Raw genomic sequence first — 21,052 nt, forward strand, 5'->3', positions numbered from 1 at the left:
CCATGAAAAAACCATTTATTTTTTTGTTGCTCGTATTTATTCAAATTGTTAATAGTCAAGAATTGGCATTAGTTAAAAAGAATTCCAAAATTGGATATATTTCTAAAGACGGATCTTTTAAAATTGAACCGCAGTACAAATCTGCCAAAAGTTTCTCTGAAGGTTTGGCCGCAGTAGAAAATGGCGGAAAATGGGGTTTTATTGATGCAAAAGGAGAATGGGTAATTCCGGCTGATTTTAAAGATGCTAAAGATTTTAACAACGGAATTGCTATAGTACAAAAAGATAAGGAATGGGTTTATATTGATAAAAAAGGAGAAATTCAAAAAAATCCTGCATCAGATAAATTATTCGATTTTAATAATGGCGTTGCTTTTTTCAGACAAAATAATAAAGTTGGACTGATCAACAATAAAATGGCAATCGTTTTAGAACCAAAATACGATCAGATCAAACCTTTTGAAAATGGTTTTGCAAGAGTGGAACTGAATAAAAACTGGGGAATTATAAATGCTGAAGGAAAAGAAGTAGTTGAGCCGGCTTACTCCGAAATTGGAAACTATTTTAAAAACACAACTTGGGCTAGAAAGGACAAAACTTTTGGACTTGTAAGTGCTGGTAAATTTATTCCAGTTGATGGCGCTGAAAAAATTTGGGATTTTGAAACACAAGATTTGACGTTTGCTAAAAAGAATGGAAAAATTGGATACATTGACTTACAAGGAAACTGGACCATTTTACCTATATATGATAAAGGAAAAGCTTTTTCTAAAAATTTAGCACCCGTTTTAGTTGGAAAAAAATGGGGATACATTAATCCAAAAGCAGAATTTGTAATTGAGCCAACTTATAACGATGCCGAAGTTTTTAGTGCAAATGGTTTAGCTCCTGTTAAAGAAAGCAATTGGGGATTTATTAATGAATCTGGAAAACTGATTATTCCGACCCAATATGGCATTACTGCAAATGCAATTATTGCTATGTTTACCCAACAAGACAAAGGTTTTATAGATGGCGTTGCAAGAGTAAAAAACGAAGGAAAATGGGGTTTTCTTAAACCAGACGGAACAGTCTTAAGCAATCAATGGTTTGAAAATGCTGAACTATTTTCAAAATCTGCAGAAAAACCTCAGCCAGTTGCAGCTCCCGCTGAAGCTCCAAAACAAGAAACAAAAACAACAAAACCCGCTGCTAAATCGACACCGAAACCAGCAGCTAAGAAAAAGAAATAAATTTCACTTATGAAATGTGTATTAGTAACAGGCGGTTCAAGAGGAATTGGAAGTGCTATTTGTAAAAAATTAGCTGTTGAATCTGATTATCATATTTTGATCAATTACCATTCAAACCAAACCGCTGCTGAAGAAACACTTCAGGAAATACAAAAATTAGGAGCAACAGGAGAAATCTTAGGTTTTGATGTTGCTAATTTTGAACAAGTACAAGATGTTTTAACAAAATGGCAGGAAGCTAATCCTGAAGCTATTGTAGAAGCTATTGTAAACAATGCCGGAATTACAAAAGATGGTCTTTTTATGTGGATGACTCCCGAAGACTGGAACGGTGTTGTAAACACAAGTTTAAACGGTTTTTTTAATGTAACGCAGTTTTTCATTCAAAAAATGCTGCGTAATAAATATGGCCGAATCGTAAATATGGTTTCGGTTTCTGGTGTAAAAGGAACAGCAGGACAAACCAATTATTCCGCAGCAAAAGGCGCAATTGTTGCTGCCACAAAAGCATTGGCACAAGAAGTAGCAAAACGTAACATTACCGTAAATGCTGTTGCCCCGGGATTTATTAGAACTGACATGACAAGCGAACTTGACGAAAAAGAATTATTAAAACTAATTCCTGTAAATCGTTTTGGCGAAGCCGAAGAAGTAGCAGATTTGGTAAGCTTTTTGATTTCAAAAAAATCAAGTTATATTACCGGTGAAATTATCAATATAAACGGAGGGATATATTCTTAAAAAATTACTTTGAAAGACGATGAATAAGAGAGTTGTAATTACTGGAATGGGAATTTATTCTTGTATCGGAACTTCTTTAAATGAAGTGAAGGAATCATTATATAACGGAAAATCAGGTATTCAATTTGATTCTGACCGAAAAGAATTTGGTTTTCAATCAGCCTTAACAGGAATGGTTCCGAAAGCTGATTTAAAAAATTTATTGACACGCAGACAGCGTATGAGCATTGGTGAAGAAACCGAGTATGCTTATATGGCGACTATCGAAGCATTGAAAAATGCTAATATTGACGACGCTTTTTTTGAGAATCGCGAGGTTGGAATTATGTACGGAAATGACAGCGTTTCTAAAGCTGTTATTGATGCTACAGATATTGTACGTGAGAAAAAAGACACCGCTTTAATTGGTTCTGGAGCTATTTTTAAATCGATGAATTCTACCGTTACAATGAATCTTTCAACGATTTTTAAACTGCGAGGTATTAATTTGACAGTTAGTGCAGCTTGTGCGAGCGGTTCACATTCTATCGGGCTTGCTTATTTTTTAATAAAAAGCGGTTTTCAAGATATTATTATTACGGGCGGTGCACAGGAAATTAATAAATATGCTATGAGCAGTTTTGACGGATTAGGCGTTTTTTCGAATAGAGAAAATGATCCCGAAAAAGCTTCAAGACCTTTCGACAAAGATCGCGACGGATTAATTCCAAGCGGCGGCGGCGCAACTTTAATTCTAGAAAGTTACGAATCTGCAATTGCACGCGGCGCAAATATTATTGCCGAAGTTTCGGGTTACGGTTTTTCATCAAACGGCGGACATATTTCAACTCCAAATGTCGAAGGACCTGCCACGGCAATGCAAAGAGCTCTTGACGATGCAAAACTAAAAGCATCAGATATTGAATATATCAATGCACATGCAACCTCAACTCCTGTTGGAGATGCAAATGAAGCTAAAGCTATCTTTGAAGTCTTTGGCGAGAAAAACCCATGCGTAAGTTCTACAAAATCAATGACAGGTCACGAATGCTGGATGGCTGGAGCAAGTGAAGTCATTTATTCTATCATAATGATGCAGCACGATTTTATTGCGCCAAACATCAATTTAGACAACCCTGATGAAGATGCTTCTAAATTAAATTTAGTTAAAACTACGTTAAACAAAAAATTTGACATATTTTTGTCCAATTCTTTCGGTTTCGGAGGAACCAACTCAGCGTTGGTGGTTAAAAAGTTTAAATTAAACAATGAATAAAGAAGAGATTATAGCAAGAATTAATGGTTTTTTAGTTGATGAATTTGAAGTTGACAATGACGACATTGAACCAAATGCTAATTTAAAAAACACACTTGGGTTAGACAGTCTGGATTATGTTGATTTAGTAGTTTCGATAGAATCTAACTTTGGTGTAAAACTAGTAGAGGCAGATTTTGTTGGAATTTCTGATTTTCAAAGTTTCTATGACCTTATTGAAACCAAATTAAAAGCCAAAACAGCTTAATGAGTCAATGGGATGGCAAATCAAAAGGAACTGTTTTAGGCTATAGAATATTCGTTTTTTTAATACAAAAAGCGGGTATAAAGTCTGCTTATGTCCTGCTTTATTTTGTTGCCTCTTATTACTTTCTGTTTTTAAGAAAAAGCAATCGTGCTATTTTTTATTACTTTAAAGAAAGACTCATCTATTCTTATTTTAAATCAAAAAAAATGGTTTTCAAAAGTTACTATACTTTTGGACAGACCATTATTGATAAAATTTCCATTTCGGCAGGAATGCGAAACAAATTCACCTATGAGTTTGACGGAATCGAAACGCTGAAAAAACTTTTAGCCGAAAAAAAAGGCGGTGTTTTAATCAGCGCTCATGTTGGAAATTTTGAAATCGCGGAGCATTTTCTAGGCGACATCGATCTTAATTTTCAAATTAATTTAGTCACAACAGACTTAGAGCATTCTGCTATTAAAAATTATCTAGCCAGCGTTACCCAAAAACCAACCGTAAAATTCATCATCATCAAAGACGATTTGTCTCATATTTTTGAGATTAATGCTGCCTTAGCCAATAACGAATTAGTCTGTTTTACCGGAGATCGCTACTTTGAAGGAACAAAATCACTTTCAGAAAACATTTTAGGCAAAGAAGCCAGCTTTCCTGCAGGACCATTTTTAATCGCTTCAAGACTAAAAGTTCCTGTAGTATTTGTTTATGTTATGAAAGAGCCAAATCTGCATTATCATTTATACGCAAGAGAAGCCACAGTTAAACATCGTGACGAAAAAGCACTCTTGAAAGAGTATGTAACCAGCGTAGAAAATATCTTAAAAAAATATCCGCTTCAATGGTTTAATTATTTCGATTTTTGGAATGATTTATCATAATTTCTAAAAATCGCGCAGGTTTTTTCTCATTTTTGTCATTTCGACGAAGGAGACTCGAGCGAAAGTGAACAGGCGAAGCAAATCTCCACGAGGAGATCTACAAAGATTGGCTTATAGGAACGGAGCTACTAGCGAAGATTTCTCCTTCGTCGAAATTACAAACTGTGCTTTAAAGTGTTCTGCGAGATTAAAAACCTGTCATAAATCCACATCCAAAAAAACTTATAAAACGAAACATTAAACAAGAAAATTCGTTTAAATAAATTTACTTATTTTTGTTCGCAACCATAGCCAATCAACCCAAATGAAAAAAGTTCTCGTTATTTATTATACTCAATCCGGACAATTAGAAAGCATTGCACAAAACATTGCAAAACCATTTTTAGATTCAGAGGAAATAGATGTAACTTTTTATCAAATACAATTAGAAAAACCTTTTCCTTTTCCTTGGAATAAGGATTCGTTTTTTGATGCCTTTCCAGAATCATTTTTACAGATTCCAACCGCTCTAAAACCAGTTCCAGAAGATATTCTAAATACAAAATTCGACTTGGTGCTTTTCAATTATCAAGTTTGGTATTTATCGCCTTCCATTCCTATTAACTCTTTTTTGAAAAGCAGCGAAGCAAAAAAAATTCTAAACAATACACCCGTAATCACCATTAGCGGTTCACGAAATATGTGGATAATGGCGCAGGAAAAAATCAAAACCCTGCTTAAAGAAGCCAATGCACAATTAGTAGGAAACGTTGCTCTAGTAGATCGTGTAGGAAACTTAATCAGCGTTATTACAATCGTAGAATGGATGTTCTCCGGCGTTAAGAAAAAATACTTAGGAATTTTTCCGCTTCCAGGAGTTTCAGAAAAAGACATTCAGGAATCTCCAAAGTTTGGAGAAATAATACTTACAGATCTAAAAACGAACAGTTTGAATGATCTACAACCAAAATTAGTCGCAAATGGCGCCGTAAAAATCAGTCCCTATTTAGTGACCGTAGACAAAACAGCTAATAAAATTTTTAATAAATGGTCAAACCTCATTTATAAAAATCAAAAAAACCGAAAACTGCTTCTAAAAGTATTTAATGTTTATTTATTCCTTGCGATTTGGTTAATCTCGCCAATAGTGTATATATTGCACCTTATTTCCTACCCATTTAAGTTAAAAACCATAAAAAGAGAAACTCAATATTATCAAGGAGTTTAGCATACTAAATTAGATTATGTTTGAAGTATATATCACTAAAGCTGCAAAATATTTGCCAAACGACGCTGTTTCGAATGATGAAATGGAAGCCTATTTAGGTCTTATCAACGATACAGCCTCAAAAGCAAGACGTATTATTTTGCGCAACAACAAAATTACAAGCCGTTATTACGCTGTCGATAAAACAGGAAAAAGTACACACAGTAATGCCGAATTAACACGAAATGCTATTTTACCGTTGTTCGACGAAAACTTTACATCCCAGGATCTAGAAGTACTTTCGTGCGGAACCTCAACTCCTGATATATTCCTGCCTTCACACGCTGCGATGGTTCATGGTCTCTTAAAAAACAAATCGGTAGAACTAAACTCTTCAACAGGAGTTTGCTGTGCTGGAATGAATTCATTAAAATTTGGTTTTCTTTCTATAAAATCTGGAAATTCAAAAAATGCAATCTGTACAGGATCAGAAAAAGTTTCAACCTGGCTGAATGCCCAAAAATACAATCACGAAGCCGAAAACTTAAAAAGTCTGGAAGAGCAGCCCATTATTGCTTTCAAAAAAGACTTTTTAAGATGGATGCTGTCTGACGGTGCCGGCGCTTTTTTATTAGAAAATAAACCAAGAGGTCCAATTTCTTTAAAAATAGAATGGATGGAAGCTTTTTCGTATGCATACGAACTAGAAACATGTATGTATGCAGGAGGTGATAAATTAGAAAACGGCGAAATCAAATCATGGAGCGATTACGCGCCAGAACAATGGTTGAACGAATCTGTTTTTGCCATCAAACAAGATGTAAAACTACTGGACGAATTTATTCTTTCTAAAGGCGCAGAAAGCATGAAAGATGCCATGGATAAAAACAATATTAAATCTGACGATATTACTTATTTTATTCCTCACGTTTCTTCTAACTTTTTTGTTGAAGGATTAAAAAAAGGATTAAATGAAAGAGGTATCGGAATGAATGATGATAAATGGTTCATGAATCTTTCTAGAGTGGGTAACGTAGGTTCTGCCTCCATATATTTAGCTTTAGAAGAATTAATGAATTCAGGCAACTTAAAAAAAGGAGATAAAATTCTTTTATCAGTTCCAGAAAGCGGAAGATTCTCTTTTGCCTACGCTTATTTAACAGTTTGCTAATGGAAACAACAGCACTTTTAGAAAAAGAAACGGTCGAAAATTTATTGCCTCAAAAGTTTCCTTTTGTAATGGTTGATGCAATGTATTCTTATACCGAAACTTCTTTGATTTCGGGTTTAACAATTCAGAACGATAACATTTTTGCCGAAAACAATATTTTTCTAGAAGCAGGTTTAATCGAACACATGGCACAATCTGTTGCCTTGCATACCGGTTATCAGTTTTTTTTAAGAAACGAAACTGCACCGACTGGATATATTGGTTCTATTAAAGAAATTGAAATTAAAAAACTGCCACAGATTAACGATTCTATTCAATCTGAAGTTACCATTTTACAAGAATTTGCAGGTATCACTTTAGTGAATATTGTTACCAAATTAAATAATGAAGAAATTGCAAACGGGCAAATGAAAACCGTTTTAGCTAAATAATATAAAAATTGAGTACTGGAGTTGACATACAAAATTATCTGCCGCACCGAGCACCAATGCTTATGGTAGATTTAATTTTGGATATAGATGCCAACTTTGTAGAAACCACTTTTTTGATAAAAGAAGACAATATTTTTGTTGCCAATACTATTTTTACCGAAGCTGGTTTAATCGAAAACACAGCACAAACCTGCTCCGCAATTGTTGGGAAAAAATATTTTTTTGAAGAAGACGGAACAGAAAATGAAAACGTAAATGTAATTGGATTTATCAGCGCTTTAAAAAATGCAAAAATTCATTTACTGCCAAAAGCCGGCGACACTATAATTACCAGAGCAAATTTAATTTCGAAATTTGCCGGCGACGATTATACTTTGTGCACAATGAGCTGCAAAAGTTTACTCGACGAACAACTGCTCTTAGAATGCGAAATTAATTTATTCATTCAAAAAACAATTTCGGTTCCAGAATAAATCCCAATAGAAACGATAAATGTCATGGAAAAAGAAAATGTACCACAAGATAAAAGCAATTTAACCAAAAACAACGTTAAAGAGCTTTTATACGCGACTGATGAAAACGGCGATTATACCACAACCTTAAGTACAGGCTGGGAACCCAAAACAATTGCATTATCAAATTCTATCGACGAAATAAACGAACGTATTGCCGAAGCAAAACAACAAGTTAAAACTGGCGAAGTAAGTCCGATTTCTTATTATATGGAACTTAATAAAATGGATCTTACCATTTTGTCAAGCTACGTAGGAATGTGGAAATGGCGTGTGAAAAGACATTTTAAACCTGCTGTTTTTGCCAAATTAAGCGATTCTATTTTGAAAAAATACGCTGATGCTTTTAGTATTTCAGTATCCGAATTAAAAAACTTTAAAACAGATTAATGCAAGTCACTTTTACACATCACCAATCTGCTCACTGTGAAAATGGAGTAGCATCGAATCTGTTAAAAAACAACGGACTCAACATAAGCGAACCAATGGTTTTTGGTATCGGTTCAGGACTTTTCTTTGTGTATTTACCTTTTATAAAAGTCAATTATGCACCCGCAATCAGCTATAGAACTTTGCCGGGACAAATTTTTAATAAAGTCGCAACCCGCTTAAACCTTAAAATTAAAAGACAAAAATTTTCATCAACAGTAAACGCAAACAAAGCGCTTGATGAAAATTTAAAAAATAATATCCCAACCGGATTACAAGTCGGCGTTTATAATTTAAGTTATTTCCCTGACGAATACCGTTTTCATTTCAACGCACACAATTTAGTCGTTTACGGAAAAACCGATAAAGACTATTTGATCAGCGATCCTGTTATGGAAACTGTAACCACTTTAACGCATGATGAATTAGACAAAGTACGTTTTGCAAAAGGAGCTTTTGCGCCCCGCGGACAAATGTATTATCCAATTCAAATTCCAAGTGAAGTCGATTTAAAAAGCGCCATCATCAAAGGAATAAAAAACACTTGCAGAGATATGCTTGCACCAATGCCAATTGTGGGTGTTCGCGGCATTAAATTCGTATCTAAGCAAATTAGAAAATGGCCTGTAAAACACGGTACCAAAAAAGCCAATCATTATTTGGCACAAATGGTTCGTATGCAGGAAGAAATTGGAACCGGCGGCGGGGGTTTCCGTTTTATTTATGCCGCATTTTTACAAGAAGCTTCAGTTATTTTAAACAATGAAGAACTGAAAGAACTTTCTAAAGAAATGACAAAAATTGGCGATTCATGGCGAGATTTTGCCGTTGAAGCTTCACGAATTTATAAAAACAGAAGTGCCAAAGAAGACGCTTACAATACTATTGCCGACGAACTTCTAGACATTGCCAATAGAGAAGAAATCTTTTTCAAAAAATTAAAAAAAGCCATCAGCTAAGATATTTTGCAATCTATAATTAAAATAGAATCCCTTTCGAAAAAGTACAAAGATGCCGACCAGTATTCTTTGAACAATGTTTCATTGGCTATAAATGAAGGCGAGATTTTTGGTTTACTAGGTCCAAACGGCGCCGGAAAAACAACCTTAATTTCAATGCTCTGCGGATTGGTAAAACCAACTTCGGGACATCTTTCAATTGATGGTTTAAACTATGCCGACCATTCTTCAAAAATTAAAAAGATTATAGGAGTTGTTCCTCAGGAATATGCCTTATATCCTACTCTTACGGCAAGAGAAAATCTTCATTACTTTGGAAGTATGTACGGTTTAAAAGGCTCTGATTTAAAAGATAAAGTAATCGAGACTTTAGACCTTTTGGGTTTATTAAAATTTGCCGATAAACGAGTTGAAACTTTCTCTGGCGGAATGAAACGCCGTGTCAATTTAATTGCCGGGATTCTGCATAAACCAAAAGTTTTATTTCTAGATGAACCAACCGTTGGAGTTGATGTTCATTCTAAAAATGCTATTATAGAATATCTGAAAGTATTGAACCAAAACGGAACAACTATTATTTATACTTCACATCATTTGGCTGAAGCCGAAGATTTCTGCAGTAACATTGCTATTTTAGACCAAGGTCAAATTTATGCGCAAAATACACCTTCAATTTTAATTGAATCGACAAAAGATGCTCGAAATCTCGAAGACGTTTTTATTTCATTAACTGGTAAAGACTTGAGAGATGATGTATAAAATTTGGATGTCAGTCGTAAAGGAATTTTTACTCCTTAAACGAGATTTAGGCGGGTTGATTATTCTATTTATAATGCCATTAGTTTTGGTCATTACTGTTACATTAATTCAAGACAGTACTTTTAAAAAAGTCAGCGATTCTAAAATCCCCATTTTATTAGTCGATAATGATAAAGGTTCGGTATCAAAAACTGTTTTTGACAATTTAGAAAAAAGTGATTTATTCAGCGTTGTTACACAAATCGACAATAAAGCGATTACCGAATACATTGCCAGAGAAAATGTTTACAAAGGAAAATTTCAATTGGCGATTGTAATTCCGAAAGATCTAAGTTCTGATTTACAAGCCAAAGTAGATCAAAATGTAGAAAAAATTGTCAGCAGTTTAGGTATGACTGATAGTACTGCAGCGAGCGAACCTCAGCGAATAATAAAAGAAAAGGAAGTAAAACTGTATTTTGATCCAGCGGTTCAAATGAGTTTTAAAAATGCGGTCATGAACTCGATCGATAAAATGATTTCGCAAATCGAAACCAAATCTATTTACACCACTTTCCAGAATCAATTAGGAGGAAATGCCGATTTCGAGCAAAAAAGCTTCATTTCTTTCAAAGAAATAATTCCGAAAATAAACAACAAAGAAGTTCGTCCAAATTCTGTACAGCATAACGTTCCAGCTTGGACGCTTTTTGCGATATTTTTTATTGTAATTCCGTTATCCATTAATATTGTAAAAGAAAAATCGCAGGGAACTTTCGTTCGATTAAGAACCAATCCCGTTTCTAATTTGGTTGTGATAATCGGAAAAACCATTACCTACTCGATCATCTGTATGATTCAGTTTTATATGATGGTTGCCGTTGCCGTATTTTTATTTCCATCCATTGGGCTGCCTTCTTTAAACATCGAAGGACATTTAGCATTAATGAGTGTCGTTGCCTTATTTTCAGGTTTCGCCGCCATTGGATTCGGAATTTTATTAGGAACAGTTGCCAGTACACAAGAACAATCAGCTCCTTTTGGAGCAACAAGCGTTATTATTCTCGCTGCAATTGGCGGTGTTTGGGTTCCGGTTTTTGCTATGCCGAAAATCATGCAGATCATTGCCAAATCATCACCTATGAACTGGGGATTAGAAGCTTTTTATGATGTTTTATTGCGCAGCGTTTCATTCCTGGAAATCATCCCAAAAATAAGTTTGTTATTTTTGTTCTTTATTATCACAACATCCATTGCCTTATTTTATGACAAAAAGAAAAGAACAGTTTAACGAAGCCACAGATTTAACCGTTTCTCACGAAATCAGAATTCGTTTTAACGAAACTGACCCGCTTGGAATCGTTTGGCACGGCAATTATATCACGTATTTTGAAGATGGACGCGAAGCGTTTGGTCGTGAACACAGACTAACTTATTTAGATATTGCAAAAACGGGTTATACAACGCCAATTGTAAAATCAAAATGTGAGCATAAATTGTCTTTACGCTACGGCGATGTCGTAACAATTGAAACAACAGTTGTAGACACGCCAGCCGCTAAAATGATTTACCGTTTTAAAATTATTGATGCTAAAGGTGAAATAGCTTGCACTGGCGAAACCGTTCAGGTTTTTTTAGATAAAGAAGGAAATCTAATGCTGACGAATCCTCCTTTTTATGAAGAATGGAAAAGGAAAGTTGGGCTATTGAAATAAAGTTTTAGCCACTAATTTCACGAATTAGCACGAATTAAAAAATCCTTTTAATCTGCGTGAAACTTTAAAAATTGAAAATCATAAAATGTTAAGAGAAATATACATCACACAAACGAATTGTATCACACCTTTAGGTTTTGATGTTGAAGCGAACATCGAAGCGATTCTTCGCGGGGATTCTGGAATTCAGCTTCACAATGATATTCCTTTAATGCCAAATCCGTTTTATGCTTCAATTATTTCTGATGAAAAAATAAACAGTGCTTTTGCAAAAATCAGCACTGAAACCAAATATTCTCGTTTAGAGAAAATAATGATTTTGGCTTTAGAGCCGATTATCAAAAACGCAGAAATCGAATTCAATTCAAAAACTGCCTTTATACTTTCAACAACAAAAGGAAATGTTACGGCTTTAAAAGACAATACTAGCGACAGTTTCAATAATGCACATTTAGATGTTTTAGCTAAAAACGTTGCAGATTTCTTCGGATTTACGACACAGCCAATTGTGGTTTCAAACGCCTGTGTTTCTGGAATTCTAGCAGTTTCAGTTGCCAAAAGAATGATTCAGTCTGAGCTTTACGACAATGTTTTTGTAGTGGCTGGTGATGAAGTTTCAGAATTTGTTTTATCTGGTTTTAATGCTTTTCAAGCAATGAGTGATCTACCTTGTAAACCGTATTCAAAAAACAGAACCGGCGTAAGTTTAGGCGAAGCAACAGCAGCCGTTTTAGTTTCGACGGAAGCCAAAAAAGCTAAAATAAAAATAATTGGCGACAGTTCGATAAACGATGCCAATCATATTTCGGGTCCGTCAAGAACAGGTGAAGGTTTGTTCAGAAGTATTCAGAATGCTTTAAAAGAAGCACAAATTGAAGCTCAGAAATTAGATTATATTTCAGCACACGGAACCGCAACTCCGTTTAACGACGAAATGGAAGCCATTGCTTTAAATCGTTTAGATTTGCAAAATGTTCCTGTAAATAGTTTAAAAGGTTTTTACGGTCATACATTAGGCGCTTCAGGATTATTGGAAACGGTAATTGCGATAGAATCTGCCAATCAAAATAGGCTTTTTGAATCGAAAGGTTTTGATGAAATTGGCGTAAGTGAAGTTATAAATGTGACTGAGAAAAATGAAAAGGCAACTATTAATTATTTCCTGAAAACAGCTTCTGGATTTGGAGGTTGTAATACGGCGGTTGTTTTTGAGAAAGTAAAATAAAACACTAATTCACACGGATTAATTAGTGTAATTTTTAAGCCTAAATAATTTGTGACAATTCGTAAAATTCGTGTTTAAATTATAATAATGAATCACAACAAAACCAACATACAATCCTATATCACTATCCAAAACAACGAAATTGTTTTGAACGGAACTTCTGTATTCAAAATTGAACCAACAGATTTTGCTGATTTCTCTAAACAAGCCTATCGTAATTTTGAAATGCAATATCCAAAGTTTTTCAAAATGGATGCTTTGAGTAAACTGGCTTTTTTAGGATCCGAATTGCTTTTGAGTCCGATTACCTCAACCGAGCAGGAAAATAATATCGCTTTGGTTTTAGCCAATAAATCATCGAGTTTGGATACAGATGTAAAGTATCAGGAATCTATTTCAGACAAAGAAAACTATTACCCAAGTCCGGCGGTTTTTGTTTATACACTGCCAAATATTTGTCTGGGCGAAATAAGTATCCGTCATCAGCTGAAAAGTGAGAATTCTTTCTTTATATTTGATGCCTTTAACACAGAATTCATGTCGAATTATTCGAATATTCTTTTGAATACGAATAAAGCAGATCTGGTTTTGTGCGGTTGGGTAGAATATTTTAATGATAATTATAAAGCTTTTCTCTGCACTATAAGCAAAGAAGAAAGCGAAAAATATACAAACGAAACTATCAATACATTATACAATAAATAATCATGGAAGCATTAAAAGAAGAATTGAAAAACAAAATTATTACTACTCTAAACCTTGAAGATATCGCAGTAGAAGATATTGCTGATAACGATCCTTTGTTTGGAGATGGTTTAGGTTTGGACTCAATTGATGCACTTGAATTGATCGTGATTTTAGATAAAGATTACGGAATTAAATTAGTAGATCCGAAAGAAGGAAAAACAATTTTCCAATCTATCGAAACTATGGCGGCTTATATCAGCGCTAACAGAACTAAATAAGACTTCTTAGACTGACTTAGATTTTTAGACTTCTTAGACAAAAAAACTGTCTAAATCTAGAAATCCAAAAATCTAAGCAAGTCTAAATTCTAATAATCTAAGCAAGTCTAAAAATCTAAGAAGTCTAAAATGACAAAGGGTGTTGCAATAACAGGAATGGGAATTATCTCTTCGATCGGAAATTCGGTTGAGGAAAATTATCATTCGTTAATCGAAAATAAAATCGGGATTTCTCGTATCTCAAATATTTCTACAGTTCATGCAGATGTTATTAAAGTAGGTGAAATCAAAAAAACCAACGATGAGCTTATCAGCGAACTGGGATTAAACAGCGATAATAATTTTTCGAGAACTGCTATGATTGGTACTTTGGCGGCAAAACAAGCCGTTGAAAATGCTGGAATCACCGCTATAAATGAATTTAGAACTGGACTTATTTCGGCTACTAGTGTAGGCGGAATGGACATGACAGAGACACATTATTACGATTATTTCGAAAAACCTGAATTGGTTAAATACATTACCTGTCACGACGGCGGCGATGTTGCTGAAAAAATTGCTGAAGAACTGGGTTTAAAAGGAATGGTTACAACCATAAGTACTGCTTGTTCCTCTGCAGCAAATTCGATTATGTTAGGTGCAAGATTGATTAAAACCGGAAAATTAGACCGTGTAATTGTTGGCGGTGCCGATGCTTTGGCAAAATTTACTATCAACGGATTTAAAACTTTAATGATTTTATCCGACGATTACAACAAACCTTTTGACAATAAAAGAAAAGGATTAAATCTTGGAGAAGCTGCTGCTTTTTTGGTTTTAGAATCAGATGAAATTGTTGCCAAACAAAATAAAAAAGTACTGGCAAGAGTTTCGGGTTACGGAAATGCAAATGATGCTTTTCACCAAACGGCTTCTTCAGAAAACGGAGACGGTGCTTTTCTGGCAATGAAAAAAGCTTTTGAAGTTTCGGGTTTAAAACCTTCTGAAATAGATTATATCAACGTGCATGGAACTGCTACTCCAAACAACGATTTATCTGAAGGAAGAGCTTTACGCCGAATTTATGATGAAGAAAAAGTTCCCGATTTTAGTTCAACCAAACCATTTACAGGTCACACTTTAGCAGCTGCAGCGGCAATTGAAGCTGTTTACAGTGTTTTGGCGATTCAGAATAATGTCGTTTATCCCAATTTGAATTTTGAAACCCAAATGGAAGAATTCGATTTGACGCCGCAAACTACTTTAAAAAATAAAAACATCGAACACGTTTTATCTAACTCTTTTGGGTTTGGAGGAAATTGTTCAACACTTATATTTTCAAAAAGCTAAAATGAAATCGTCATGATTCCAATAAAAAAAAATTTAAGAATGACGGTTCCATGTTCCTTTAAAAAAACAAATTTAATCTTCGCATGAAAAAAACATATATAAATGGAGTAGGCTGTATTTCGACTCAAAAAACATTTGATACTGTTTTTTTAGAAGAAGCTGTTGTAAATCATGATGAAAATGTACTGGCGATAGTTTCGCCGGCATACAAAGAATATATTTCGCCAGCTGCAAGTCGCAGAATGGCAAAAGGTGTAAAAAACGGAATCGTAGCTTCGGCTTTGGCTATGAAAGATGCCAATGTTGAGAATGTTGACGCAATCATAACCGGAACTGGTTTAGGCTGCATCGAAGATTCTGAAAAATTCCTGAAAAGCATTTTAGATAATAAAGAAGAGTTTTTAACGCCAACTTCTTTTATTCAATCTACGCATAATACCGTTGGTGCGCAAATTGCACTTTTACAACAATGTAAAGGTTATAATTTTACGTATGTAAATGGTGCGGTTTCTTTTGAATCGGCGCTTTTGGATGCAAAAATGCAGATTGAAGAAGACGAAGCCAATTCGATTTTAGTAGGCGGTGTTGATGAAAACGGAGAATATACTACTTCACTTTTCAAATTAAACGGACGTATTAAAGCAGATAATTCTGCTCCTTATGATGTTTTAAATGCTGCAACCAGCGGTGCCGTTTATGGCGAAGGAGCCAGCTTTTTTGTTTTGGAAAATGAAAGAAAAGAGACTACTTACGCTGAACTTCTGGATGTTGCTATTGTAAACACATTGGAAGAAAACGAAATCGAAACAGAAATTAAATCTTTTTTAAAATCTAATAATTTAGAAATTGACGCTATTGACGCTTTGGTTTTAGGTTTTGACGGAAATGTCGATTTTGAAAATTATTACCGCAATTTGGCTGAAAATGCTTTTGCAAAAACACCTGTTTTGTATTACAAACATTTGAGCGGCGAATACGATACGGCTTCTGCATTTGCTTTTTGGATGGCTTCTAAAATTTTAAAAACACAGGGAATTCCAGAAATTATAAAAGTAAATTCGGTTACGAAACCAGCTTACAAAACCATTTTATTATACAATCAATTAAGCGGAAAAAATCATAGTTTTACGTTACTTTCAAAATGATAACGCATAAAAACATCTCGATATTTTTTATCTTTTTATTGCTTTTACTGCTTCTTTTGAATGTCTATATCGCAATAAATATATGGTGTTTTTTGGCTCTAATTTTTCTTTGGATCGGAATAAATGCTTTTGGTTCTTCGAGAATTTCATCTAATTATCATGTAAAAGCTTTCTGCAATAATCCATTAGAAACAGCGAAAAAAATTGCGCTCACTTTTGATGACGGACCAAGTGAATTTACTTTGGAAGTTTTAGCGCTTTTAAAAAAATACAATGCCAAAGCTACTTTTTTCTGCATTGGTAAAAATGTAGAAACACATCCTGAAATCGTAAAACAAATTATTGCCGAAGGTCATTTGGTTGGAAATCACTCTTATTCCCATTCTAAGTTTTTTGATTTTTATAATGCCAAACAAATAAAAGAAGAAATCGAAAAAACAGATTCGCTTCTGGAAAAATATACTTTAAAGAAAATAAACTTCTTTCGTCCGCCTTACGGAGTTACGACACCATCGATTCGAAGAGCGTTAAAAATTACTGGACATAAAACAATTGGCTGGAATATTCGATCGCTTGACGGAGGAACAACAAATGTTGAATTAATTTTCAACCGAATTATAAAACGAGTTTCTCCCGGCGGAATTGTACTTTTGCACGATACTGGTTCACATTCCGTTATAGTATTGGAACAGTTTTTGCAATTTTTACAACAAAATAATTATCAGGTCGTTTCAATCGAAGAACTTTTAAATCTAAAAGCTTATAAAAATTGAACGCGGATAAAACAGATTCGCTATCGCGAAAACGCGGATAAAAACGGATTTTATTAAATCAAAAATTCATGAAAATTGGTGCAATTCGTGGCAAAAAAAATTAAAGTACAATTTAAAAAAACATGAAAACTAAAATAGCATTAGTAATTCTTTTTATTTCTAGCAGTTTATTTGCTCAAGAGCAAAAAATGACTGCTGCAGAAATCACTCAATTTAAAGAAGACGTAAATATTGTCGCGAAAAAAATCAAAACTTTAAGTACCGATTTTGTTCAATACAAGCATTTGGATTTTCTGTCAAAGGATATTGAAACTTCGGGAAAAATGGTTTTTAAAGAGCCTGCACTTTTGCAATGGCAGTATAAAAAACCATACAATTACAGCATTACTTTCAAAAACGGAAAAATCCTGATTAATGATGAAGGAAAGAAAAGTGCGGTTGATATTGGCAACAGCAAAATATTTGCAAGAATTAATAAATTAATTGTCGGAAGTGTAAGCGGCAATATGTTTGACGACAAAGAATTTACGATTTCGTACTTTAAATTGAAAGGTCAGAATCTGGCAAAATTTATTCCGAAAGATGCTGCGCTGAAAAAATACATCAAACAAATTGAACTGACTTTTGACAAAGAAGAAGCAACTGTTGTTCAAGTAAAATTGTTAGAATCATCTGAAGATTATACTAGAATTGTACTTAAAAATAAAGTAATCAATGCAAAAATCGACGATTCAGTTTTTACTAATTAATTGCTTTCTGGCAATTGTTTTAGTTTCGTGCGGCTCAGTCACAAAAAACTATACGCCCAAAAAACTAGACAAAACGTCTTATTATGTTCCGTATTTTTCAGATTCAAAAACCGATTATGTTTATAAAACTAACATAAGCGTTTACGGAAATGAATTATCAGGGATTTTCATTGCGAAAAAAATAAACGATACCACACACCGAATTGTTTTTACAACAGAATTTGGAAATAAATTAATGGATTTCGAAATTTCTGAAACTGATTTTAAAATCAATTCTATTGTTTCTGAATTAGATCGAAAAATATTGATCAATACTTTGAAAGAAGATTTTCGTCTGCTTTTGAAAAAACAATATTTGATTCAAGAGCAATTTGAAAATGAATCCGATAATATCTATAAATCGGCAGATGGAAAACGAGACAATTACATTTTTGTTTCTAAAAAAGATCAAAAACTAGAAAAGATAGTTCACGCCTCTAAAACAAAAGAAAAATTTACGCTGTATTTCAATTCAGAAAACAATATTTTTGCCGAAAAGATTCAGATAATTCATCAGAATATTAAATTGAAAATTGAGCTTAATTATTTTAAATCGGAATAAAAATTTAAACTAATCCTAAAACTAAACTAATCTAATGATGAAAAAAATAACCTTAATTGCATTCGTTTTATGCATCGGAATTCAATTATCTCAAGCACAAGTAAAAGTTAGTCCGGGGCTTCGAGGTGGTTTAAATGTGTCAACATTAACCAATATTGATGATAATCAATCTAAAACAGATTTCTATGTTGGTGGATTAGTGAATATTAAATTTAATAAATATTTTTCGCTGCAGCCTGAAATAACCTATTCTAGACAAGGTGATGAAGGAAGATACTTTGAAAATGGTCGTTATTATTCTGAAAAGTATGAACTAAATTATTTAACACTTGGTGCGGTTGCAAAATTTAACATTGGCGGTAAAGGCTTTCACATTTTGGGCGGTCCGTCTTTAGATTTAAAAGTTTCTGATAATTATATCAATAGCAATCCTGAAGGTTTTGATCTTGCCATTGTTGGCGGAATTGGCTATACATTGCCAAACGGATTAACATTTGAAGCCAGAATTAAACAAGGATTAATTGATATTTATGGTTACGACGGAATTGATTACGATAATAACGATTATTACTATAATGATGTTATCTTAAATCAAGTTTTTCAAATTGGTATTAGTTATACTTTTAAAGTAAAATAGATGTATAAAAAGAAAATAGCAGCTGTACTTTTACTCTTTTTTGCAGTTATAAACATTCAAGCACAAGCCTCTTTTAAACCAGGTTTACGTGCTGGTTTGAGTCTTTCGACAATTTCAGAAATGCATGCAGATTACAGACCTGACTTTTATATAGGCGGTTTTGGCGAAATAAATCTAACGAAACGTTATTCGCTGCAGCCTGAAATAAATTATATCCGACAAGGATCTAATAATGTTGCGCGAAATTTTATTGACCCAAATACACAAACAGAAAAAATCGTTTATCAGGATTTACAAATGAGTTATTTGTCTATCGCTGTGATTAATAAATTTACATTTGGGCAAGGTTTTCAAATTCAGTTTGGACCGGCATTAGATGTTCTTTTAAATGATAATTTAGCTTTTAGAAAAACATATAATGATCTTTCGTTTGTAACAGGTCTTGCTTATAAAATGCCTTCTGGACTAGCTTTTGAATTTCGATTCAAAAAAGGACTTTTAGACGTTTTAGACAGCGATTACTATTATAACAATTCTAATAGTCATTATCTTTTTGGTGATTATAATACTAATGTCAATTTTCAAATTGGTGTTTCTTACTCTTTTAACGTTAAATAAAATATGAATATTAAAAATTTATTAATTATTGCATTCCTTTTTTTGCTATAGGAAAAACACAAGCTCAGGTAACTTTTAAACCGGGAATTCAAGCTGGAGTTAATGTTGCTAAAATGACAAATACTGATCTTAACAGCAAAACAGATTTTTATATTGGCGGTTTTGGGGCTTTAAAACTCGGCAGAATTTATACACTTCAACCTGAATTAACCTATTCGAGACAAGGAGGAAAAGGCACAACAGGTATGGGTGTCGTTTACACTTATAATCCGGAAACAAACTCAAGTATGAACGTGCAAGAAACAGGAACTGTAGATGTTTCATTACAATATCTTTCGGCAGTTACAATAAATAAATTTAATTTTAGTGAAAGTTTTTATGCTCTGGCAGGACCTTTTATAGATATTTTGATTGCTGATGATATTAAAGCCAATCCTAAGGCTAAAGAATATAATTTTAACAAAGGTGATGATATCGATTTGGGAATTATTGGAGGATTAGGATACGGTCTAAAAAATGGTATTGCATTTGAAGCAAGAGTAAAAAAAGGACTGACTAACGCTTTTACAAATTATTATGATGAAAGTCGAGACAGCAATAACTTAGTGTTTCAATTTGGTGTTGCATATACATTTGGAAAAAAATAAAATTATGGTTTTAAAAGACTTCTATAAAGTACTTTCAGAAGAGAAAACGGGCGACGCTAAATATAATATTCGTATATTAGTTAATGCCAATCATGAGGTTTTTAAAGGTCATTTTCCTGGAAACCCAATAATGCCGGGCGTTTGCATGATTCAAATTATTAAAGAACTTACAGAATCTATTACCAAAAGTTCGTTGATGATTCAAACCTTGACGAATGTAAAATTCATGGCATTAATAAATCCTGAGACAAATCCTGAGTTACGCTTAGAACTTGATATAACTGTCACAGAAGATGATTTGGTAAAGGTGAAAAACACCACTTATTTTAATGATACCGTTGCGCTGAAATTGAGCAATGCGTATAAAAAATTATAATTATGAAATTACTTATATCATTGCTTCTTTGGATAAATTTTGTTGGAACTCCTGATCTGGCTTCTATCCGAAAAATGTATTCTGATGTTGCAAAATCAGAAACTAATGCAAAAGAATTTACACAGAAACTTTCTGGTGTTTCTAATGACGATGATAAAATTTTGGTGGCTTACAAAGCGGCATCTATTTTATTAGATTCAAAATTCGAGAAAAAATTGAGAGACAAAATGGATCGTTTTAAGGAAGGCGCCAAATTGCTGGAAGCGACGATAAAAAGTGATCCAAACAATATCGAAATTAGAATGATTCGCTTAAGTATTCAGGAAGATGTTCCTGGAATTACCGGCTACAAAAAAAATATTAAAGAAGATAAAGCTTTTATTACCGCTCATTATGCCGAGCAAAATACGGCTTTAAAACTATATCTAAAGGACTTTGTTTTACAATCTAAAAGTTTCTCTGACAAGGAGAAGCAGTTTGTAAAATAAGCTCA

At 33.6% G+C, this 21,052-nt stretch carries 27 protein-coding genes; all 27 read left to right on the top strand.

Going from position 1 to position 21,052, the window contains the following annotated elements; translation table 11 throughout:
* Positions 1–2: 2 nt before the first annotated feature.
* Complete coding sequence (locus tag BOW57_RS12865; protein WP_129054785.1) at positions 3–1,232, top strand: WG repeat-containing protein; 1,230 nt, start codon at positions 3–5, stop codon at positions 1,230–1,232.
* Positions 1,233–1,241: 9 nt separating this feature from the next.
* The gene (fabG, locus tag BOW57_RS12870; RefSeq protein WP_129054787.1) at positions 1,242–1,973 is read left to right on the top strand and encodes a 3-oxoacyl-ACP reductase FabG; all 732 of its coding nucleotides are present in this window, start codon (positions 1,242–1,244) and stop codon (positions 1,971–1,973) included.
* Positions 1,974–1,992: 19 nt separating this feature from the next.
* The gene (locus tag BOW57_RS12875) at positions 1,993–3,228 is read left to right on the top strand and encodes a beta-ketoacyl synthase (protein ID WP_129054789.1); all 1,236 of its coding nucleotides are present in this window, start codon (positions 1,993–1,995) and stop codon (positions 3,226–3,228) included.
* Positions 3,221–3,475: an acyl carrier protein gene (locus BOW57_RS12880; protein ID WP_089053595.1), complete on the top strand. Its 255-nt coding sequence runs from the start codon at positions 3,221–3,223 to the stop codon at positions 3,473–3,475. Before BOW57_RS12875 ends, BOW57_RS12880 begins: the two co-directional genes overlap by 8 nt.
* Entirely contained in the window at positions 3,475–4,353 is an 879-nt protein-coding gene (locus tag BOW57_RS12885) for a lipid A biosynthesis acyltransferase (protein ID WP_129054791.1), read from the top strand. The genes BOW57_RS12880 and BOW57_RS12885 overlap by 1 nt, the downstream gene beginning before the upstream one ends.
* A gap of 304 nt (positions 4,354–4,657) precedes the next feature.
* The gene (locus BOW57_RS12890; RefSeq protein WP_089053593.1) at positions 4,658–5,560 is read left to right on the top strand and encodes a hypothetical protein; all 903 of its coding nucleotides are present in this window, start codon (positions 4,658–4,660) and stop codon (positions 5,558–5,560) included.
* Positions 5,561–5,576: 16 nt separating this feature from the next.
* Positions 5,577–6,710, top strand: a complete 1,134-nt coding sequence (locus BOW57_RS12895; protein ID WP_129023287.1) for a beta-ketoacyl-ACP synthase III — start codon at positions 5,577–5,579, stop codon at positions 6,708–6,710.
* On the top strand, positions 6,710–7,141 hold the full coding sequence (locus BOW57_RS12900; RefSeq protein WP_089053591.1) for a hypothetical protein: 432 nt from the start codon (positions 6,710–6,712) through the stop codon (positions 7,139–7,141). The genes BOW57_RS12895 and BOW57_RS12900 overlap by 1 nt, the downstream gene beginning before the upstream one ends.
* Positions 7,142–7,149: 8 nt before the next feature.
* Positions 7,150–7,614: an ABC transporter permease gene (locus BOW57_RS12905; protein ID WP_129054794.1), complete on the top strand. Its 465-nt coding sequence runs from the start codon at positions 7,150–7,152 to the stop codon at positions 7,612–7,614.
* 24 nt (positions 7,615–7,638) lie between these two features.
* Positions 7,639–8,043 carry a hypothetical protein gene (locus BOW57_RS12910; protein WP_129054796.1) on the top strand — a complete coding sequence of 135 codons (405 nt, stop codon included), beginning with the start codon at positions 7,639–7,641 and terminating at the stop codon, positions 8,041–8,043.
* Positions 8,043–9,041 carry a BtrH N-terminal domain-containing protein gene (locus BOW57_RS12915; RefSeq protein WP_129023290.1) on the top strand — a complete coding sequence of 333 codons (999 nt, stop codon included), beginning with the start codon at positions 8,043–8,045 and terminating at the stop codon, positions 9,039–9,041. The genes BOW57_RS12910 and BOW57_RS12915 overlap by 1 nt, the downstream gene beginning before the upstream one ends.
* A gap of 6 nt (positions 9,042–9,047) precedes the next feature.
* Positions 9,048–9,800, top strand: coding sequence for an ABC transporter ATP-binding protein (locus tag BOW57_RS12920; RefSeq protein WP_129054798.1), 753 nt, complete (start codon positions 9,048–9,050; stop codon positions 9,798–9,800).
* Positions 9,790–11,070, top strand: a complete 1,281-nt coding sequence (locus BOW57_RS12925) for an ABC transporter permease (RefSeq protein ID WP_164973708.1) — start codon at positions 9,790–9,792, stop codon at positions 11,068–11,070. The genes BOW57_RS12920 and BOW57_RS12925 overlap by 11 nt, the downstream gene beginning before the upstream one ends.
* Positions 11,045–11,494, top strand: a complete 450-nt coding sequence (locus tag BOW57_RS12930) for a thioesterase family protein (RefSeq protein ID WP_129054800.1) — start codon at positions 11,045–11,047, stop codon at positions 11,492–11,494. The genes BOW57_RS12925 and BOW57_RS12930 overlap by 26 nt, the downstream gene beginning before the upstream one ends.
* 85 nt (positions 11,495–11,579) lie before the next feature.
* Positions 11,580–12,719, top strand: coding sequence for a beta-ketoacyl synthase N-terminal-like domain-containing protein (locus tag BOW57_RS12935; protein WP_129054802.1), 1,140 nt, complete (start codon positions 11,580–11,582; stop codon positions 12,717–12,719).
* 87 nt (positions 12,720–12,806) lie between these two features.
* Positions 12,807–13,424, top strand: coding sequence for a 3-oxoacyl-ACP synthase (locus BOW57_RS12940; RefSeq protein ID WP_129054804.1), 618 nt, complete (start codon positions 12,807–12,809; stop codon positions 13,422–13,424).
* Positions 13,425–13,426: 2 nt separating this feature from the next.
* The gene (locus tag BOW57_RS12945; RefSeq protein WP_068841663.1) at positions 13,427–13,684 is read left to right on the top strand and encodes a phosphopantetheine-binding protein; all 258 of its coding nucleotides are present in this window, start codon (positions 13,427–13,429) and stop codon (positions 13,682–13,684) included.
* A 129-nt stretch (positions 13,685–13,813) separates the two neighbouring features.
* Complete coding sequence (locus BOW57_RS12950) at positions 13,814–15,013, top strand: beta-ketoacyl-[acyl-carrier-protein] synthase family protein (RefSeq protein WP_129054806.1); 1,200 nt, start codon at positions 13,814–13,816, stop codon at positions 15,011–15,013.
* Between the two features lie 83 nt (positions 15,014–15,096).
* Positions 15,097–16,158 (top strand): beta-ketoacyl synthase N-terminal-like domain-containing protein, encoded by a 1,062-nt coding sequence (locus BOW57_RS12955; RefSeq protein ID WP_129054808.1) that lies wholly within the window; start codon positions 15,097–15,099, stop codon positions 16,156–16,158.
* A gap of 92 nt (positions 16,159–16,250) precedes the next feature.
* Positions 16,251–16,931: a polysaccharide deacetylase family protein gene (locus BOW57_RS12960; RefSeq protein WP_241687443.1), complete on the top strand. Its 681-nt coding sequence runs from the start codon at positions 16,251–16,253 to the stop codon at positions 16,929–16,931.
* Positions 16,932–17,053: 122 nt separating this feature from the next.
* Positions 17,054–17,680: an outer membrane lipoprotein carrier protein LolA gene (locus BOW57_RS12965; protein WP_129054812.1), complete on the top strand. Its 627-nt coding sequence runs from the start codon at positions 17,054–17,056 to the stop codon at positions 17,678–17,680.
* Positions 17,646–18,281, top strand: coding sequence for a hypothetical protein (locus tag BOW57_RS12970; protein WP_129054814.1), 636 nt, complete (start codon positions 17,646–17,648; stop codon positions 18,279–18,281). Before BOW57_RS12965 ends, BOW57_RS12970 begins: the two co-directional genes overlap by 35 nt.
* Before the next feature lie 37 nt (positions 18,282–18,318).
* The gene (locus BOW57_RS12975) at positions 18,319–18,918 is read left to right on the top strand and encodes a porin family protein (RefSeq protein WP_129054909.1); all 600 of its coding nucleotides are present in this window, start codon (positions 18,319–18,321) and stop codon (positions 18,916–18,918) included.
* Positions 18,919–19,536 carry an outer membrane beta-barrel protein gene (locus BOW57_RS12980; RefSeq protein WP_129054816.1) on the top strand — a complete coding sequence of 206 codons (618 nt, stop codon included), beginning with the start codon at positions 18,919–18,921 and terminating at the stop codon, positions 19,534–19,536.
* A gap of 47 nt (positions 19,537–19,583) precedes the next feature.
* Complete coding sequence (locus BOW57_RS12985; protein ID WP_256371874.1) at positions 19,584–20,183, top strand: outer membrane beta-barrel protein; 600 nt, start codon at positions 19,584–19,586, stop codon at positions 20,181–20,183.
* 4 nt (positions 20,184–20,187) lie between these two features.
* Positions 20,188–20,559, top strand: a complete 372-nt coding sequence (locus BOW57_RS12990; RefSeq protein WP_089053576.1) for a 3-hydroxyacyl-ACP dehydratase — start codon at positions 20,188–20,190, stop codon at positions 20,557–20,559.
* 2 nt (positions 20,560–20,561) lie between these two features.
* Positions 20,562–21,047, top strand: coding sequence for a hypothetical protein (locus BOW57_RS12995; protein ID WP_089053575.1), 486 nt, complete (start codon positions 20,562–20,564; stop codon positions 21,045–21,047).
* The last annotated feature ends 5 nt before the right edge of the window (positions 21,048–21,052 follow it).

This window comes from Flavobacterium sp. YO64, from assembly GCF_004119505.1.
Lineage (GTDB): Bacteria > Bacteroidota > Bacteroidia > Flavobacteriales > Flavobacteriaceae > Flavobacterium > Flavobacterium oncorhynchi.

What these genes read in the sequence shown, in the direction of transcription:
- BOW57_RS12865 (WP_129054785.1), top strand. Translation starts at nt 3, where the DNA reads ATGAAAAAACCATTTATTTTTTTGTTGCTCGTATTTATTCAAATTGTT.
- fabG (WP_129054787.1), top strand. Translation starts at nt 1,242, where the DNA reads ATGAAATGTGTATTAGTAACAGGCGGTTCAAGAGGAATTGGAAGTGCT.
- BOW57_RS12875 (WP_129054789.1), top strand. Translation starts at nt 1,993, where the DNA reads ATGAATAAGAGAGTTGTAATTACTGGAATGGGAATTTATTCTTGTATC.
- BOW57_RS12880 (WP_089053595.1), top strand. Translation starts at nt 3,221, where the DNA reads ATGAATAAAGAAGAGATTATAGCAAGAATTAATGGTTTTTTAGTTGAT.
- BOW57_RS12885 (WP_129054791.1), top strand. Translation starts at nt 3,475, where the DNA reads ATGAGTCAATGGGATGGCAAATCAAAAGGAACTGTTTTAGGCTATAGA.
- BOW57_RS12890 (WP_089053593.1), top strand. Translation starts at nt 4,658, where the DNA reads ATGAAAAAAGTTCTCGTTATTTATTATACTCAATCCGGACAATTAGAA.
- BOW57_RS12895 (WP_129023287.1), top strand. Translation starts at nt 5,577, where the DNA reads ATGTTTGAAGTATATATCACTAAAGCTGCAAAATATTTGCCAAACGAC.
- BOW57_RS12900 (WP_089053591.1), top strand. Translation starts at nt 6,710, where the DNA reads ATGGAAACAACAGCACTTTTAGAAAAAGAAACGGTCGAAAATTTATTG.
- BOW57_RS12910 (WP_129054796.1), top strand. Translation starts at nt 7,639, where the DNA reads ATGGAAAAAGAAAATGTACCACAAGATAAAAGCAATTTAACCAAAAAC.
- BOW57_RS12915 (WP_129023290.1), top strand. Translation starts at nt 8,043, where the DNA reads ATGCAAGTCACTTTTACACATCACCAATCTGCTCACTGTGAAAATGGA.
- BOW57_RS12925 (WP_164973708.1), top strand. Translation starts at nt 9,790, where the DNA reads ATGATGTATAAAATTTGGATGTCAGTCGTAAAGGAATTTTTACTCCTT.
- BOW57_RS12930 (WP_129054800.1), top strand. Translation starts at nt 11,045, where the DNA reads ATGACAAAAAGAAAAGAACAGTTTAACGAAGCCACAGATTTAACCGTT.
- BOW57_RS12935 (WP_129054802.1), top strand. Translation starts at nt 11,580, where the DNA reads ATGTTAAGAGAAATATACATCACACAAACGAATTGTATCACACCTTTA.
- BOW57_RS12940 (WP_129054804.1), top strand. Translation starts at nt 12,807, where the DNA reads ATGAATCACAACAAAACCAACATACAATCCTATATCACTATCCAAAAC.
- BOW57_RS12945 (WP_068841663.1), top strand. Translation starts at nt 13,427, where the DNA reads ATGGAAGCATTAAAAGAAGAATTGAAAAACAAAATTATTACTACTCTA.
- BOW57_RS12950 (WP_129054806.1), top strand. Translation starts at nt 13,814, where the DNA reads ATGACAAAGGGTGTTGCAATAACAGGAATGGGAATTATCTCTTCGATC.
- BOW57_RS12955 (WP_129054808.1), top strand. Translation starts at nt 15,097, where the DNA reads ATGAAAAAAACATATATAAATGGAGTAGGCTGTATTTCGACTCAAAAA.
- BOW57_RS12965 (WP_129054812.1), top strand. Translation starts at nt 17,054, where the DNA reads ATGAAAACTAAAATAGCATTAGTAATTCTTTTTATTTCTAGCAGTTTA.
- BOW57_RS12970 (WP_129054814.1), top strand. Translation starts at nt 17,646, where the DNA reads ATGCAAAAATCGACGATTCAGTTTTTACTAATTAATTGCTTTCTGGCA.
- BOW57_RS12975 (WP_129054909.1), top strand. Translation starts at nt 18,319, where the DNA reads ATGAAAAAAATAACCTTAATTGCATTCGTTTTATGCATCGGAATTCAA.
- BOW57_RS12980 (WP_129054816.1), top strand. Translation starts at nt 18,919, where the DNA reads ATGTATAAAAAGAAAATAGCAGCTGTACTTTTACTCTTTTTTGCAGTT.
- BOW57_RS12990 (WP_089053576.1), top strand. Translation starts at nt 20,188, where the DNA reads ATGGTTTTAAAAGACTTCTATAAAGTACTTTCAGAAGAGAAAACGGGC.
- BOW57_RS12995 (WP_089053575.1), top strand. Translation starts at nt 20,562, where the DNA reads ATGAAATTACTTATATCATTGCTTCTTTGGATAAATTTTGTTGGAACT.